Annotated in this window: 13 protein-coding genes; 3 read left to right on the top strand and 10 right to left on the bottom strand. The window is 54.7% G+C overall.

All coding sequences use genetic code 11. From position 1 onward, the window contains the following. Nucleotides 1-136 precede the first annotated feature (136 nt). From ompF to F3J28_RS09805, 4 genes are all read right to left on the bottom strand, one after another. Nucleotides 137-1,240, bottom strand: a complete 1,104-nt coding sequence (ompF, locus tag F3J28_RS09820) for a porin OmpF (protein ID WP_286178094.1) — start codon at nucleotides 1,238-1,240, stop codon at nucleotides 137-139. 597 nt (nucleotides 1,241-1,837) lie between these two features. Further along, nucleotides 1,838-3,238 carry an asparagine--tRNA ligase gene (gene asnS / locus F3J28_RS09815; protein ID WP_008461212.1) on the bottom strand — a complete coding sequence of 467 codons (1,401 nt, stop codon included), beginning with the start codon at nucleotides 3,236-3,238 and terminating at the stop codon, nucleotides 1,838-1,840. Between the two features lie 177 nt (nucleotides 3,239-3,415). Then, nucleotides 3,416-4,618 carry a nicotinate phosphoribosyltransferase gene (pncB, locus tag F3J28_RS09810; RefSeq protein ID WP_166875399.1) on the bottom strand — a complete coding sequence of 401 codons (1,203 nt, stop codon included), beginning with the start codon at nucleotides 4,616-4,618 and terminating at the stop codon, nucleotides 3,416-3,418. Between the two features lie 263 nt (nucleotides 4,619-4,881). Then, complete coding sequence (locus F3J28_RS09805; RefSeq protein WP_166875396.1) at nucleotides 4,882-6,126, bottom strand: ankyrin repeat domain-containing protein; 1,245 nt, start codon at nucleotides 6,124-6,126, stop codon at nucleotides 4,882-4,884. 215 nt (nucleotides 6,127-6,341) lie between these two features. On the opposite strand from F3J28_RS09805, the gene pepN reads away from it, so the two are divergent. Beyond that, entirely contained in the window at nucleotides 6,342-8,954 is a 2,613-nt protein-coding gene (gene pepN, locus F3J28_RS09800; protein ID WP_166875393.1) for an aminopeptidase N, read from the top strand. A 37-nt stretch (nucleotides 8,955-8,991) separates the two neighbouring features. On the opposite strand, the gene ssuB is transcribed toward pepN, so the two are convergent. The 5 genes from ssuB to ssuE are packed head-to-tail and all read right to left on the bottom strand — an operon-like array spanning nucleotide 8,992 to nucleotide 13,247. Beyond that, entirely contained in the window at nucleotides 8,992-9,762 is a 771-nt protein-coding gene (gene ssuB / locus F3J28_RS09795) for an aliphatic sulfonates ABC transporter ATP-binding protein (RefSeq protein ID WP_166875391.1), read from the bottom strand. Beyond that, the gene (ssuC, locus tag F3J28_RS09790) at nucleotides 9,759-10,550 is read right to left on the bottom strand and encodes an aliphatic sulfonate ABC transporter permease SsuC (RefSeq protein WP_166875388.1); all 792 of its coding nucleotides are present in this window, start codon (nucleotides 10,548-10,550) and stop codon (nucleotides 9,759-9,761) included. Before ssuC ends, ssuB begins: the two co-directional genes overlap by 4 nt. A 9-nt stretch (nucleotides 10,551-10,559) precedes the next feature. Beyond that, complete coding sequence (ssuD, locus tag F3J28_RS09785) at nucleotides 10,560-11,705, bottom strand: FMNH2-dependent alkanesulfonate monooxygenase (protein WP_166875386.1); 1,146 nt, start codon at nucleotides 11,703-11,705, stop codon at nucleotides 10,560-10,562. An 11-nt stretch (nucleotides 11,706-11,716) separates the two neighbouring features. Then, on the bottom strand, nucleotides 11,717-12,679 hold the full coding sequence (locus F3J28_RS09780; protein WP_166875383.1) for a sulfonate ABC transporter substrate-binding protein: 963 nt from the start codon (nucleotides 12,677-12,679) through the stop codon (nucleotides 11,717-11,719). Next, entirely contained in the window at nucleotides 12,672-13,247 is a 576-nt protein-coding gene (gene ssuE / locus F3J28_RS09775; protein WP_008461226.1) for an NADPH-dependent FMN reductase, read from the bottom strand. Before ssuE ends, F3J28_RS09780 begins: the two co-directional genes overlap by 8 nt. A gap of 247 nt (nucleotides 13,248-13,494) precedes the next feature. Here ssuE and pyrD point away from each other — a divergent pair, with 247 nt between their 5' ends. Further along, the gene (pyrD, locus tag F3J28_RS09770) at nucleotides 13,495-14,505 is read left to right on the top strand and encodes a quinone-dependent dihydroorotate dehydrogenase (RefSeq protein ID WP_039291554.1); all 1,011 of its coding nucleotides are present in this window, start codon (nucleotides 13,495-13,497) and stop codon (nucleotides 14,503-14,505) included. A 153-nt stretch (nucleotides 14,506-14,658) separates the two neighbouring features. After that, complete coding sequence (locus F3J28_RS09765) at nucleotides 14,659-15,201, top strand: cell division protein ZapC (protein WP_166875380.1); 543 nt, start codon at nucleotides 14,659-14,661, stop codon at nucleotides 15,199-15,201. Here the strand turns inward: F3J28_RS09765 and F3J28_RS09760 are convergent. Then, nucleotides 15,198-16,313: a YcbX family protein gene (locus F3J28_RS09760; RefSeq protein WP_166875377.1), complete on the bottom strand. Its 1,116-nt coding sequence runs from the start codon at nucleotides 16,311-16,313 to the stop codon at nucleotides 15,198-15,200. The genes F3J28_RS09765 and F3J28_RS09760 overlap by 4 nt on opposite strands. Between the last annotated feature and the right edge of the window lie 14 nt (nucleotides 16,314-16,327).

Below are 16,327 nucleotides of genomic sequence, written 5' to 3'. Positions count from 1 at the left end.
TGTTTTACGAATTGCCAACCGTTTGCGACAAAAAGAGACGGTTAGCGATAACATCGGGTTTATTCTACTTTTTTGCCATAAAAAAACAGGGCCGAAGCCCTGTTTTTAAACATTTCAGACAAACAAATGGCTGAAATTAGAACTGGTAAACGATACCAACAGCAACGGTGTCGTCGTAACCTACACCCAGCTTGTTGTTTTTGTCCAGCTGGTTGATCTGGTAGTCAACGTAGGTAGACATGTTTTTGTTGAAGTAGTAGGTTGCGCCGATATCAATGTAGTTGATGTAGTCTTCGCTGCCGATACCTTCAACATCTTTCGCTTTAGATTTGTAGTAAGCGATGGATGGACGCAGGCCGAAATCGAACTGGTACTGTGCCACAACGGAGAAGTCCTGAGTTTTGTTCAGGTAGCCTTTTGTGCCGTTGATTTTCAGGCGAGTTGCGTTGTGGGTTTCACCGTACAGCGCGGCCAGGTAGATGTTGTTCGCGTCATATTTCAGACCGGTTGCCCACTGCTCAGCTTTACCGTTGCCGTTGCCGTATTTCAGGCTGTTCTGCGTTGCCAGACGGTTAGCCGCGCCGTATGCGCCGACAACACCGAAGCCATCAGCGGTGTAGCTTGCGGAGGTCGCCCAGCCGTCACCGTTTGAACGGATGATATCGTCAGCGCTGTTGTTCCCACGATCGTTTTTACCCAGGTACTGAACGCCGAAGTCCAGACCGTCAACCAGGCCGAAGAAGCTGTGGTTACGGTAAGTGGCCAGGCCGCCGTTACGGCTGGAGAAGAAGTTGTCGCTGTTGGCGGTATCACCACCAAATTCTGGCAGCATATCGGTCACGCCGATTGCATCGTAAACCAGGCCGTAGTTACGACCGTAGTCGAAGGAGCCTGCGTCACCGAATTTCAGACCAGCGAAGGCCAGACGAGTTTTGTTGTCAGCCTGAGAGTCAGTACCGCCTTCAGAGTTGTGGCCGCTGAAGTTATATTCCCACTGGCCATAACCGGTCAGCTGGCTGTTGATCTGGGTTTCGCCTTTGAAGCCCAGACGAGCGTAAGTCTGGTCACCATTGCCATTTGGGCTATGTGCACCATTGTCTTTAGCGAAATAGTGCAGACCTACCGCTTTACCGTACAGATCAACTTTGTTGCCGTCTTTGTTATAGATTTCTGCAGCGTTAGCTGCACCGGCTACCAGCAGAGCAGGGATAACCACTGCCAGAATATTGCGCTTCATCATTATTTATTACCCTCATTGTGGTTTTTATGGACACCTGCCACTGCCGTCAATAATTCTTTACGGAACTATTGATGATAGTTTGGTGTCTTTCTGTATCTGTCTGGCATCTTTCCATCCATGAAACCGTTTCGCTAGCCTGAAAGTGCTACAAATGCGCACATTGAGTTTCAAAAAGAAAATATGTGTAACTAAATATTAATTTTAGGGAACTTTGTGAACCATTTCAAATTTCATTCTTAGCGCAACAAAAATGCTTCGCTTGTTAACATATATATATGAATTACTTATGTTTAATCCGCATAAGCTCAATGAATGGGTGTTTCTTGCTCACAGTTGTTCATTTTTTGACTTGTTTTTGGATGTCCAGATGTCTGTGTGAAAAGTGAACGATTGTGCTATGCCCAGCACCGATTTGAAACGCGAGCAAACTTAAGCGCAATTTTTGTTAAAGAGTGTGAGATAGAAACAGTTGGTAACCGGGTAGTCGGGAATGGAGGTTGAAATTGACGTTTGCTTAATGAGCGTTGAAGAAAATAGACCTTTTATTGTCAATTGTAAAAAAGGCCAGCGAAAAGCTGGCCTTTGGTTTTTGTTAGCTTAGAAGCTGGCGTTACGTGGGGTACGTGGGAACGGAATCACGTCACGCACGTTCTGAACGCCGGTAACATAGGCGATCAGACGCTCAAAGCCCAGGCCGAAACCGGAATGCGGCACGGTGCCGTAGCGGCGTAGGTCGCGGTACCACCAGTAATCTTCTTTATTCAGACCCATTTCAGCCATGCGCGCATCCAGCACATCCAGACGCTCTTCACGCTGGGAACCACCGATGATTTCACCGATGCCTGGCGCCAGGACGTCCATCGCGGCAACGGTCTTACCGTCTTCGTTAAGGCGCATATAGAAAGCTTTGATGTCTTTCGGATAGTTTTTCACCACCACCGGTGCCTTGAAGTGCTGCTCGGCCAGGTAACGCTCGTGCTCGGAGGAGAGGTCGACGCCCCAGTAAACCGGGTTTTCAAACTTATGCCCACAGTTCAGCAAGATGTCGACCGCATCGGTGTAGTTCACCTGGGCGAAGTCTGCGGAGATGAAGCGTTCGAGGCGCTCAATGGCCTCTTTGTCCACGCGCTCGGCAAAGAACTTCATGTCATCCATGCGTTCTTCCAGAACAGCCTTAAAGACGTACTTGAGCATCGCTTCGGCCAGACCGGCAACGTCGTCCAGATCGGCAAAGGCGACTTCCGGCTCCAGCATCCAGAATTCCGCCAGGTGGCGGCTGGTGTTGGAGTTTTCCGCGCGGAAGGTTGGCCCGAAGGTATAAACCTTGGACAGCGCACTCGCGTAGGTTTCGCCGTTCAGCTGGCCGGAAACGGTCAGGAAGGCTTCTTTCCCGAAGAAGTCTTTATCAAAATCGACTTTGCCTTCTGCGGTGCGAGGCAGGTTTTCCAGATCCAGCGTTGAAACGCGGAACATCTCACCGGCACCTTCGGTGTCGGAAGCGGTGATAAGCGGAGTCGATACCCAGAAATAACCATTTTCATGGAAGAAGCGATGCAGCGCCTGAGCCAGCGTGTGACGCACGCGAGCCACGGCACCAATCATGTTGGTACGCGGACGCAGGTGAGCCACTTCGCGGAGGTATTCAATGCTGTGGCGTTTGGCCGCCATCGGGTAAGTATCCGGATCGTCAACCCAGCCGGTCACTTCAACTTTGGTAGCCTGAAGTTCGAATGCCTGGCCCTGGCCCTGAGACTCGACCACCTTGCCGGTAACAATCACGGAGCAGCCGGTGGTCAGGCGCAGCACGTCTTCATTGTAATTGGGCAGAGAATTATTAATGACGGCCTGTACAGGATCAAAGCAGGAACCGTCGTAGACGGCGAGGAAGGAGATACCAGCTTTTGAATCTCTTCGAGTACGTACCCACCCGCGCACGGTGACTTCGCTGTCAACGGCGGCACGGCCCTGGAGTACGTCGGCTACAGGCACAACGCTCATAGTTTTCTCTCTATTAAATGGTCAATGACAAAAAAAATAGTAACCCACAGGTGGGGGTTATCTATGTTACCTGTCGCACGCCATCAGACAAGCAGAATTCGCGTTACTTATGAAGAAATAAAGGAATGAGAGAAGGGCGGTGAATAGCGAAGCGGCTATTCACCGATTATCGCTGAATCAGCTGGCTTTTTTAACCAGCGGAAGGTCAAAGGCTTTGCGCAGTGCCCGAACAAAGGCTTTGTCGTGGCAGATGGTTTTTCCCGGGCTATCCGAAAGCTTAGCCACCGGCTTACCGTTGCACTCCACGAGCTTAATCACGATGTTCAGCGGCTTAACCTGCGGAATGTCGCAGGTCAGGCGGGTGCCGATACCAAAGCTGAGGTTAACCCGGGATGAGAAGCGGCGGTACAGCTCCACGGCTTTGTTTAAATCCAGGTTATCTGAAAATACCAACACTTTGCTTAACGGATCGATACCCAGCTTCTGGTAGTGGGCAATGGCTTTTTCTCCCCACTCAACCGGGTCACCGGAGTCATGGCGTAGCCCCTGGTAGCGCGTGGCAAACTCCTTGCCGAAATCACGCAGGAAGGCATCCATGGTGATGCAGTCAGTCAGGGCTATTCCTAGCTGGTCGGGATATTCGTCCAGCCACGCCTGCAGCGCTGCACGTTGGCTGTTAGCCAGGTCCGGGCTTATCTGCTGATGCGCCTGGAACCACTCGTGGGCCTGGGTGCCCATCGGCGTAAGATCAAGCCGGCGGGCCAGATCGTAGTTGCTGGTGCCGATAAACCACGGCTCCTGCTTGAGGCGCTCGACAATCGCCTGCTGCACTTCCCGAGAGAAACGGCGGCGGGTGCCGAAGTCCATCAGGCGGAAATGGGAAAGATCCAGCCCGGCGGTCAGCGTGTTAAATTCCTGCAGCTTAGTTTCCAGGTGATCCAGCGCCATTTTTGGTGTCACGCCGGGGGCGCGATGCTGGTGAACGACTTCACTGATTACCGCCAGCAGGGGAACTTCCCACATGATGACTTCCCGCCAGGGGCCGCTTAGGCGGATATCCAGGTGACCATGATTATTGGTCACCTGAACCTGAGCAGGGTCATAGCGGAAGTCACGCAGCCAGTCGAGGTAATCGGCTTTGAAAAAAGGCAGGCTTTTCAGCCAGTGAAATTCTTCGTCGCTGAGGCGCAGGTGCTGCATAGCCGCGACCTGCTCACGAATAGCCTCGGCATGAATGCCCAGCAGATCGTCGCCGCGGCAGCGGAATTCCGCTGCGACATTTACGTCGTAATAGCGGTGATAAACCGCTTGCTGCATATGAAGCTTATAGGCGTCAGTATCCAGAAGCGTTTGCAAAATCGGGGAAGCGTGTCGTGTCATGGCGCGTTTCAGCATCCTCTCACAGGAGCGTTTCCATCAGTCCGGGCAAATTAAGACGCGGGAGTATACCCTGATTATCTGTTTATTGAAGCAGGATCACAACATTAGACGGGCAGGCTCTGGGGCAGTTTATGAAATGTTTAGCGCTATAATAGAGTTCAATACATTGAATTAAATGGTGTTTAGAGTACTAAACAAAACGTGCGACATCCTTTTCTCGGTGAAATCACCGGCGGCGAATGGCCGCCGATGTTGACTGGCAGCTAACGAATGCGAAGACTGCCGTTCTCCGCTTTTTCACGCAGGGTGTGATTCAGCGATTGAAGTTGCTCGAGCGTCATCCTGCCCATATTCGTTGTGCCTGACCCGAGCAGTGCGTGACTGAATCTGGCGAGTGCGGATGCATCCAGATACAGCGCCTTCAGCCCGTGCTGTTTTTTTTCATTCGGGGTTGGGTTGATACGAATCAGCGCGTCTTTCGGTAACGCGACGTTTCGTACCTTACAGGCAAGCGTCAGCGTGGCAAGATCGGCCAGGGATTTCACTTCAATTTCTTTGAGCTTGCCGCCGTTCGCTGTCCCGCTCAGGGGATGGTTTTCAGCCTGGTAGTTAAACATCGAGGCGGTATTGCTCAACGAATTATGGATGGTATGGGTTTTCAGGTTATTCACTTTACTGAAGCCAAACACCAGCGGCAGGGTTTGCCCGTTGTTGAGCAGATTCAGGAACGGCAATTTCCCGCTCACCATTTCGTTTTCAATACGCTGAAAGGCGCTACCGATCAGTTTCCGCGTTTGTTCCCCGGAAGGCGGATGGCTGTTATCCACGAATTTGATATGCGCCGGGACGCCGGTTTGCTGCAGGATTTGCTCCGGCGTTTCCTTTTTTAGGCGATAGCCGTTATTCGACAAAAGGCGCACCAGGCTGTCATACACCGCCTCTTCCAGATTATTGCTGCTTTTTAGCGTCAGCGTTGAGGCCGGGAAATGGCTGGCAGAAGAAGCATGATTAATGGCTTTGCTCAGCACGTACAGGTTCGAGCGCGTCTCCACCGTGGTGGGCTTAATGCCCAATCCCTTTGCGTACACGCGCGGTTTCTGGCGAAGGTTCTCACGCGTTTCAAATTTGTTGCTTGACTCCCGAGTTCGATCGGAGAAAAACACTTTTCCCTCCAGCGACTGTGAACCGCCCTTAGGATCGTTCACGCCGCCTTTCAGCGCGCCACTGCGCAATATTTCAAAGCCCCAGGGAGAGCCATGAAAAGCTTCCGGCTTGATATAGCCCGACGGCGCGCTGGGATTCAGCGAAGCCAAAAGGCTGTGGTAAAGCCGCGCCCGCGTAGTGCCGTCAATATCTCGGCGGTTAGCCAGCGCATCCAGCGGTGAGTTTCCGTGCTGATCCAGAGCGACGGGTTTATAGCCCTGCTGCCTTAGCTTTTGGATGGTAGCAATATCGTTTTGGGCAACGGCCTGATGAAAAGCCATGGGGCCGGAAGGAGGAATACGCATATTAAGTTCTCTCAGGAGGAAGGGGCTGCATTGAGTGGTTGAGGACAAGGAAGAGTTCCGTGCCAGAAGAGGCGGGAGAGAAAAGCGTAATACCGCATAAAGCGGTAAAAAATTTGGGCTATCGGCCGCCAAAGATGAAGATTCTGCGTAGCAACATTCCGGCAACAGGAATAGACTGAAGTTCGTTATCTTACGGACGATGTATAAGGTTTTTTATGACACAACAGCCACAAGCCAAATATCGCCACGACTATCGCGCGGCGGATTATACGATAACCGATATCGATTTGACCTTTGACCTTGATGCCACAAAAACTCAGGTCACCGCAGTCAGCAAAATTGTCCGTCAGGGCGAAGCGGGCGCTCCGCTGCATCTTGATGGCGAAGACCTCACGCTGGTCTCCATTGCCGTAAACGGTAGCGCCTGGCCGCACTATCGCCAGGAAGATGGCGCGCTCATTCTGGAGCAGGTTCCTGACGCCTTTACGCTGACGATTGTGAACGAAATCAGCCCGGCAACCAACACCGCTCTTGAAGGGCTGTACCAATCCGGCGAAGCGTTATGTACCCAATGTGAAGCTGAAGGCTTCCACCATATCACCTGGTACCTGGACCGCCCGGACGTCCTGGCGCGCTTCACAACCAAAGTCATCGCCGACAAAAACAAATATCCGTATCTGCTGGCTAACGGCAACCGCATTGCCGAAGGCGAGCTGGAAAATGGCCGTCACTGGGTGCAGTGGCAGGATCCGTTCCCAAAACCTTGCTACCTGTTTGCGCTGGTGGCGGGTGATTTTGACGTCCTGCGCGACAGCTTCAAAACCCGTTCCGGCCGTGACGTTGCGCTGGAGCTATTTGTTGACCGCGGGAATCTGGATCGCGCTGACTGGGCGATGACCTCGCTGAAGGCGTCCATGAAGTGGGATGAAACCCGCTTCGGCCTGGAGTATGACCTCGACATTTATATGATAGTCGCCGTCGACTTCTTCAATATGGGGGCGATGGAAAACAAAGGGCTGAATATCTTCAACTCGAAGTATGTCCTGGCCCGCGCCGAAACCGCGACTGACAAAGACTACCTCGACATTGAACGCGTCATCGGCCACGAGTATTTCCACAACTGGACCGGCAACCGCGTCACCTGCCGTGACTGGTTCCAGCTGAGCCTGAAAGAGGGCTTAACCGTCTTCCGTGACCAGGAGTTCAGCTCTGACCTGGGGTCTCGCGCAGTTAACCGTATTCAAAACGTGCGTACCATGCGCGCGATGCAGTTCGCCGAAGACGCCAGCCCGATGGCGCACCCGATCCGCCCGGACAAAGTTATCGAAATGAATAACTTCTATACCCTGACGGTGTATGAGAAGGGCTCGGAAGTGATTCGTATGCTGCACACGCTGCTGGGCGAAGAAAACTTCCAGAAGGGCATGCAGCTTTACTTTGAACGCCATGACGGCAGCGCGGCGACCTGCGATGACTTCGTGCAGGCGATGGAAGATGCTTCCAACGTTGACCTGTCTCATTTCCGCCGCTGGTACAGCCAGGCCGGGACGCCGGTTGTCACCGTGCGTGACGACTACAACCCGGAAACTGAGCACTACACGCTGACTATCAGCCAGATGACACCGCCGACCGCCGAACAGCAGGAAAAACACCCGCTGCATATCCCGTTTGATATCGAGCTATACGATAACGAAGGGAAGGTCATTCCGCTGCAGAAGGACGGTCACCCGGTGCACCACGTGCTGAACGTGACCCAGGCCGAACAGACCTTTGTTTTCGACAATGTCTACTTCCAGCCGGTGCCGTCTTTGCTGCGCGAATTCTCTGCGCCGGTGAAGCTCGAGTACAAATGGAGCGACCAGCAGCTGACGTTCCTGATGCGCCACGCGCGAAACGACTTCTCCCGTTGGGATGCGGCGCAAAGCCTGCTGGCAAACTACATCAAGATCAACGTGAACCGCAGCCAGCAAGGGCAGCCGCTTTCTCTGCCGCTGCACGTGGCTGACGCATTCCGCGCCATTCTGCTGGATGAGAAGATCGATCCGGCGCTCGCCGCGGAGATCCTGACGCTGCCTTCGCAGAATGAAATTGCCGAGCTGTTCCAGACCATCGATCCTATCGCCATTGCTGAAGTTCACGGGGCGCTGACCCGCACCCTCGCAGCAGAGCTGGCCGACGAGTTCCTGGCTATCTATAACGCCAATAAGCTCGACAGCTATCGCGTGGATCACGGTGATATCGGCAAGCGTGCGCTGCGCAACACTTGCCTGCGCTATCTGGCGTTTGGTGACGTTGAACTTGCTGAGCAACTGGTACGCGAGCAGTATCAGCAGGCGGACAATATGACCGATTCTATTGCCGCACTGTCCGCCGCGGTGGCCGCGCAGCTGCCATGCCGTGAAGCGCTGCTGGCTGAGTACGATGAGAAATGGCACAAAGATGGCCTGGTCATGGATAAGTGGTTTGTGCTGCAGGCGACCAGCCCGGGCAGCAACACGCTGGCGAAGGTTCGCGAGCTGCTGAATCACCGTTCTTTCAGCCTGGGCAACCCGAACCGCGTACGTTCTCTGATTGGCGCGTTTGCTTCAGCCAACCCGGCCGCGTTCCACGCCAAAGACGGCAGCGGTTACCAGTTTATGGTCGAGATGCTGACCGAGCTGAACAGCCGCAACCCGCAAATTGCCTCTCGTCTGGTAGAGCCGTTGATTCGCCTGAAGCGTTATGACGCAGAACGTCAGGCTAAGATGCGTGTCGCGCTGGAGCAGTTGAAAGGGTTGGAAAACCTGTCCGGGGATCTGTTCGAGAAGATTGCCAAAGCGCTGGCGTAATCTTTGCCCCTGGCCCTTTCAGGGATAGGGTATTAAATCAGCCGGTGCGCACATGGCGCGCCGGCTCCTCAGAACCTCGTTTCATCACTCTGGCCAGCACCTCAGCCTCCAGTTGGGCCAGCTTCACCGAGCCCAGGCGGCGCGGGCGCGGTAAATCAACCGTCAGATCCAGGCCAATTTTCCCTTCTTCTATAAGCAACACGCGATCGGCCATGGCGACGGCTTCGCTGACGTCGTGGGTGACCAAAAGCACGGTAAAGCCGTGCTCCTGCCACAAAGAAACAATCAGCTCCTGCATCTCAATACGCGTCAGGGCATCCAGCGCGCCCAGCGGTTCGTCGAGCAACAGCAGGCGCGGGCGATGGATGAGTGCCCTCGCCAGCGCTACACGCTGCTTTTGCCCGCCGGAAAGTGCCGCTGGCCACTCATTGGCCCGATTTTCAAGCCCAACGGCGGTGAGCGCCTGAAGAGCCGCGTCTCGCCAGTTATTTTTCAGCCCGAGCCCGACGTTATCTATCACCGTTTTCCACGGCAGCAGCCTGTCGTCCTGAAACATCAGCCGCGTATCATCCTGGCTGTCCCGCAGCGGTGCACCGCCTGCGAATAGCGCGCCGTGATTGGGCGTTTCCAGCCCGGCAAGCAGGCGCAGTAGGGTACTTTTGCCGCCGCCGCTGCGGCCGACCACCGCCACGAACTGCCCGGCGGGGATACGCAGCTCAAGCTGATTGAGAATGCTTTTATCGCCGTAGCGTTTGCTGACGCCGTTGAGCCACAGCGGCGTGCCCTGATTCAGACGAGCAGTTGTCATACCGTCTCCTCCTTTAATTGATAAGCCGGATGCCAGCGTAACCAGACGCGTTCCAGCAGGCGGGCGCTGACATCGGCGAGTTTGCCCAGCAGCGCATACAGCACGATGGCCACCACCACCACGTCGGTTTGCAGGAACTCCCTGGCATTCATCGCCAGATAGCCAATCCCTGAATTTGCCGAGATCGTTTCGGCGACAATAAGCGTCAGCCACATCAGGCCTAAGGCAAAACGTACGCCGACCATGATCGACGGCAGCGCGCCGGGCAGAATGACGTGCACAAACAGGCTAAGCCCGGAAAGGCCGTAGCTGCGCGCCATTTCCAGCAGGCCACGATCGATATTGCGGATGCCGTGCCAGGTATTGATGTAAACAGGAAACAGCGTCCCGAGCGCCACCAGAAAGATCTTGGCCGTTTCGTCGATACCAAACCACAGGATCACCAGCGGGATCAGCGCCAGGTGCGGAACGTTGCGCAGCATCTGAATAGAGCTGTCCAGCAGGCGTTCGCCCCATCGCGACAGGCCGCTGATCAGACCTAAGATCAGGCCCAGCGATCCGCCGATGCTGAAACCAATCACGGCACGCCAGGAGCTGATAGCCAGATGCTGCCAGAGTTCACCGCTGGCTGAGAGGCTCCAGAAAGCCAGCACGACGCCCTCGGGAGAGGGCAAAATACGGGTGGAAAGCCAGCCTGCAGACGAAGCTAATTGCCAGAGAAGCACAATCGCCACCGGCAGTGCCCAGGGGGCCAGGCGCAGCAAGACTTTGTGCACGGACGCTTGCATGGTGCCTCCCTAGCTCTGCGCCACTTTACGCGGGATAAAATCGTTGGCGATGACTTCGCCTTTTTCCTGAACCTGTCGCGGCTGAGGAATTTCTGGGATCGCCACGTCAAGGTGAGGGAACAGCAGTTCGCCTGCGCGGTAGGCTTCTTCCAGATGCGGATAGCCGGAAAGAATAAAGCTGTCGATGCCCAGGTCGGCGTACTCGTTTATGCGGGCCGCGACGGTTGGCCCATCGCCCACCAGCGCGGTGCCAGCCCCACCGCGAACCAGACCGACACCGGCCCAAAGATTAGGACTGATCTCCAGCTTGTCTCGCTTACCGCCGTGCAGGGCGGCCATGCGCTGTTGCCCGACGGAGTCGCTTCGGGCAAAAGCGGCCTGTGCCCTGGCGATGGTAATGTCATCCAGATGAGAAATAAGTCGGTTTGCCGCCTGCCACGCTTCTTCGTTGGTTTCCCGCACGATAACGTGCAGGCGAATACCAAAGCGAACTTGCCGCCCCCGCGCTTCAGCTTTCGCCCGAACTTGCTCGATCTTTTCTTTTACCAAATGTGGAGGTTCGCCCCAGGTCAGGTAAAGGTCAACCTGCTCGGCCGCAAGATCCTGAGCGGCATCGGACGATCCGCCAAAATAAAGCGGTGGGCGAGGTTGCTGCACCGGGGGATAGAGCAGCTTCGCGCCTTTCACCTGGATGTGCTTGCCGTCATAGTCGACGGTTTCACCTTCCAGGACGCGTCGCCAGATGTGCGTAAACTCTGCAGAGGCCTCATAGCGCTCTTCATGGTCCAGAAATACCCCTTCCGCAGCCAATTCTTCAGCATCGCCCCCGGTCACAAGGTTAAACAAGGCTCGTCCGTTGGAAAGTCGGTCCAGCGTGGCGGCCTGGCGAGCGGCAAGAGTAGGGGAGACAACGCTCGGGCGCAGCGCGACCAGGAACTTAAGCCGCTGAGTGACCGGGATCATTGAGGCCGCCACCAGCCAGGCATCCTCGCAGGAACGCCCGGTCGGGATCAGCACGCCGGTGAAGCCGATGCGGTCTGCAGCCTGAGCTATTTGTTGCAGGTAGCCATAGTCGACCGGGCGTGCGCCCGTGTCGCTGCCAAGATAGTGCCCATCCCCGTGGGTAGGTAAGAACCAGAACAGATTCAGACTCATGACTTAGCTCCTTATGTCGTGCCGGCGGGTTGCCAGATGCGGGTTCGGATATCGACTTTCTTTGGAACAAGGCGATTTTCATAAAACAGGTCGGCGGTATTTTGCTGTTTGGCGGCAGTCGCTTCGTTGACCGGCGTAATTTCTGAAGGAGGGCGATGGTCAAAGTAAGTGGCGATGACTGCTTCAGGCAGGCCCATCGTTTTGGCGAGAAGCGCTACGCTTGCTGCCCGCTGCGTGCGGGTGAGCGCGTCGGCGTCGCTAAAGGTTTTCAGTACCTGTTGAAGAAACGGGCCGTTCGCTTCTGCATAAGGGCGGGAAGCTAAATAGAACGACCCGGTTTGATTCAGCTCGCTGCCGTCCGTTAAGACGCGAACGCCGCCGTTTAACAGTGCCGCCGAATAGTACGGATCCCAGATAGCCCAGGCATCGACGTTCCCCTGCTGAAAGGCCGCGCGGGCATCGGCGGGGGTCAGGTAAGCGGGCTGAATATCGGAAAACTTCAGTCCGGCTTGTTGCAACGCGCGCAACACCAGGTTGTGTGAGCTGGAGCCTTTCTGGAAGGCAATCTTATGGCCTTTTAAATCCGCCACGGTTTTCAGGGGGCTATTTTCGGGGACCAGAATCACCTCTGCTTTCGGTTTGGGCGGCTCGGCACCTACATACAGCAGATCCGCCCCGGCGGCCTGCGCGAAAATAGGCGGGATATCGCCCGTGCTGCCCAAATCGATGCTGCCGACGTTCAGCGCCTCCAGCATCTGTGGCCCGGCGGGAAACTCAACCCACGAGACTTTGGTGTTCGGGTACTGCTTCTCCAGGAGCTGGTGGCTTTTGGCTAACACCATACTGACGGAGCCTTTTTGGTAACCAATGCGCAGCTGTTCCGGGCCGCTGTCCGAGGCGTTGCTATAGGTTGAAAAAGCGAGCAGGCCTGCAAAAGCGAGCCATGGAGAGCGGCGTTTAAGCAAATTAAACATGGCTCACCCCTCGGGCGTTAAACGGCGAAGGTACCGCAAAGTCACGGCGGTGGAGCGCCTGCCAGAAGGTTTCCAGCGCTTCGTCCAGACGTTTTTGTAGGTTAGGCGTGAACTGAGGTTTGTGCTGGTAATCGGCTATCTGGCCGTCGTCGGCGAAAACGCCGTGCAGGATCTCCTGTGCTTTGAGCGCATTCAGCACCGGTTTAAGGGCATAGTCCACGGCGAGCATATGCGCCACGGTACCGCCGGTGGCGAGAGGCAGAACAACCTTCTTCTCTAAGGCGCGTTCGGGGAGCAAATCGAGCAGCGTTTTTAGCGCGCCTGAAAACGAGGCTTTGTAAACCGGCGTGGCGATAATCAGGCCATCGGCAGTGCTGAGTTGTTCGGTGAGCGCCAGCAGCGCCGGGCTGTCGAACCTTGCATAGAGCAAGTCTTCAGGCGCGAAGTTCTGTAAGTGCCAGTGATAAACTTCAACATCAAGGGCGCTCAGCTTCTCCCGCGCATACTCCAGCAGCGAGCTGGAACGGGACGGGTAGCGAGGGCTTCCGGCCAGGGTAATCACACGCATCACGACTCCTTATAACTAATTGTTTGCTTTTATCTAACATTGATAACAATTAGCGTGATACTCGCAGAGATGATTTCCGTGGCTAAGTGATTTTTCCGGGATAGATTTGCGAAAAAGCGCATATTGCGCGCCGGGAAAGAAAACGTTTGCATCTATTCAGGCTTTTTTGCGACAGGTCAATTCCAATCATCCCCCGGATCGTGAATAATAACGCCCCGGTCTGCACACCGGGAATCCAGGAGAGTTCATGTACTACCCCTTCGTTCGTAAAGCCCTTTTTCAGCTCGATCCAGAGCGCGCTCATGAGTTAACTTTTCAGCAATTACGCTTTGTCACCGGAACGCCGCTTGAGTGGCTGGTGCGTCAGAACGTGCCGTCAAAACCTGTGACCTGCATGGGGTTAACGTTCAAGAATCCGCTCGGCTTAGCCGCGGGCCTGGATAAAAACGGGGAATGTATCGATGCCTTCGGTGCGATGGGCTTTGGCTCCATTGAGATTGGCACCGTGACGCCGCGTCCGCAGCCGGGGAACGACAAGCCGCGTATCTTCCGTCTGGTGGAAGCCGAAGGGCTGATTAACCGCATGGGGTTTAATAATCTCGGGGTGGATAACCTGGTCGAAAACGTTAAAAAAGCGCATTTCGACGGCGTGCTTGGGATTAATATCGGCAAGAACAAAGATACTCCCGTTGAACAGGGGAAAGATGATTATCTGATCTGCATGGATAAAATTTATCCATATGCTGGCTATATTGCGATCAATATCTCATCACCGAATACGCCAGGGCTGCGTACTTTGCAATATGGTGAAGCGTTAGACGATCTTTTAAGCGCCATTAAAAATAAGCAACAAGCGCTGCAAGCGATCCACCATAAATATGTTCCCGTGGCGGTGAAGATCGCACCGGATCTTTCTGAAGAAGAATTGATCCAGGTGGCAGACAGTTTAGTTCGCCATAATATTGACGGGGTCATTGCAACCAATACTACTTTAGACCGCAGCCTTGTTCAGGGCATGAAACACTGCGATGAAACCGGGGGCTTAAGCGGGCGTCCTGTACAATTAAAAAGCACGGAAATTATTCGCCGCCTGTCTCAGGAATTAAATGGCCGCCTGCCGATTATTGGCGTAGGAGGGATTGATTCCGTCGTTGCCGCTCGCGAGAAGATGGCGGCTGGCGCTTCCCTGGTTCAAATATACTCAGGCTTCATTTTTAAAGGCCCGCCGTTGATTAAAGAAATCGTTACCCATCTCTGATCATTTACGCTTTGTAAACAACCAGGGCTTTATTTTCGGCCCTGGTTGTTTTATATTCCGCTACTGTTGCTTATTTAAACATATTGGTCTTTTATTAATATGGTGAGAATTTGAGTGGCAATTCAGCAGCGGGATAAATGAAGGGTAAGCATTATGCGAATAAAACCAGACGATAACTGGCGTTGGTATTTCGATGAAGAGCACGATCGAATGATGCTCGACTTGGCCAATGGTATGCTTTTCCGTTCGCGCTTTCCTCGTAAAATGCTAACCCCGGATGCTTTTGAAAATTCAGGATTTTGTGTTGATGATGCGGCACTTTTTTTCTCCTTTGAAGAAAAATGTCGTGATTTAGCGTTGGGGAAAGAACAGCGTGCCGAGCTGGTGCTCAACGCCCTGGTGGCGATTCGCTTCCTCAAGCCGCAGATGCCGAAAAGCTGGCATTTTGTCTCCCACGGCGACGGCTGGCAGCCAGAAGTAGGGGAAGGGGCCTGCGTGTGGCTAAGCGAGAATATGCAGCAGGTGAACCTGCTGGTGGTGGAAACCGGTGACAATGCCGCACTTTGCCTGCTTGCTCAGCAGGGGCTCACGTTAGCTGGCCGCACGATGCAGCTTGGGGATGCCATTAAAGTGATGAATGACCGGCTGAAACCGCAGCCTTTAAGCAGCGGCCTCAGTCTCGATCAGGCCGTTTAGCGCGACGCCACGCTCACATTCCCTGTAGGCACGCAGCTGCAGCATAAAATGGTGCCGTCCGCGCCAATTGCGCCTTTCTTCAGTGCTTTCACTTCGCCATCCAGCAACCTAACCCGACAGCTCCCGCATATCCCTGCCCGGCAGGAATAGGGGACGCGGATCCCTTTGTTTTCCAGCTGTTCCAAAAGAATCTGTTGGTTATTGCCCTGGAAAGTCGTGCCTTCCCAGTCGATGCTGACGCTGCTTTCAGGCTGGCTCTGAGGTTCGAGGCTTTCCACCACTTCGCCGGGGCCATAAACATTCGCCGGCCTGTGGGCCAGCACCTCCAGTTCGTCGCCCACGCGAATAACTCCGCTGTTACGGGCAATCAAATTCTGACCGAAATCTACTGCGCCGCTATTATCCTGCGCGGTGCGGAACCCCTGCAGCGTTTTGAGCGGTTCTCCACTCGGATGTTTCAGGCCGCGTTCCGGGCTAACCGTCGTAAAAATACAGCGGCTGCAGGGTTTAGCCACGTCGAAAGTGACCCCGCCAATACGCACGACTTTCCAGGTATCCTCCGCCCACGCAGAGGCACCGGTCACCACGATATTCGGGCGAAACTGGGTCATTTTAACGCTGGCGGGGCAGCGGTTTTGCAGGTCGCGCAGCGAAGCTTCGTTGGTCAGCAAATAAGGGAAACCGTCGGCAAAAGAGAGCGGCACTTCTTCGTGGCGTTTCACCCGGCGGGTGGGCTGCTCGCCAACCCAGCGCAGCTGCACCGGGCGAGAGAAGAACCCGCTCAGCCACTGATTAATTTCATCGGGCGCAATGAGCGCGGTAAAGTGCGTGCCCCAGACTTCTGTCGGCTCCGGCGTTGCGGCGAAGTCAGCAAAGCGAATGCTGGCCGAGCTGCCGTCCGGGGCGGATAAATAAAGGCCGTCATGCACGAATGCGGGAGTGAACAGCACCATCTGCGGATGCTGGCGGGCGGTAATAAAGGTGCCATCCAGCTCGGTAATCATAAAGATGCGGTCAAAGGCCAGGCCGCTGGTGGTTGCCTGCGCGTGGGAGAGCGCCAGGCCGCGCATGGATTTTACCGGGTGAATAAAGAGTTGAGACAAAGTAATCACGGCGCCCTCCGTGG

The organism is Enterobacter sp. Ap-1006, from assembly GCF_011752835.1.
In the GTDB taxonomy this organism is placed as follows: Bacteria; Pseudomonadota; Gammaproteobacteria; order Enterobacterales; family Enterobacteriaceae; genus Cedecea.
The sequence above is the reverse complement of the archived record's forward strand: the minus strand, read 5'-3'. Positions and strand labels throughout refer to the sequence as shown.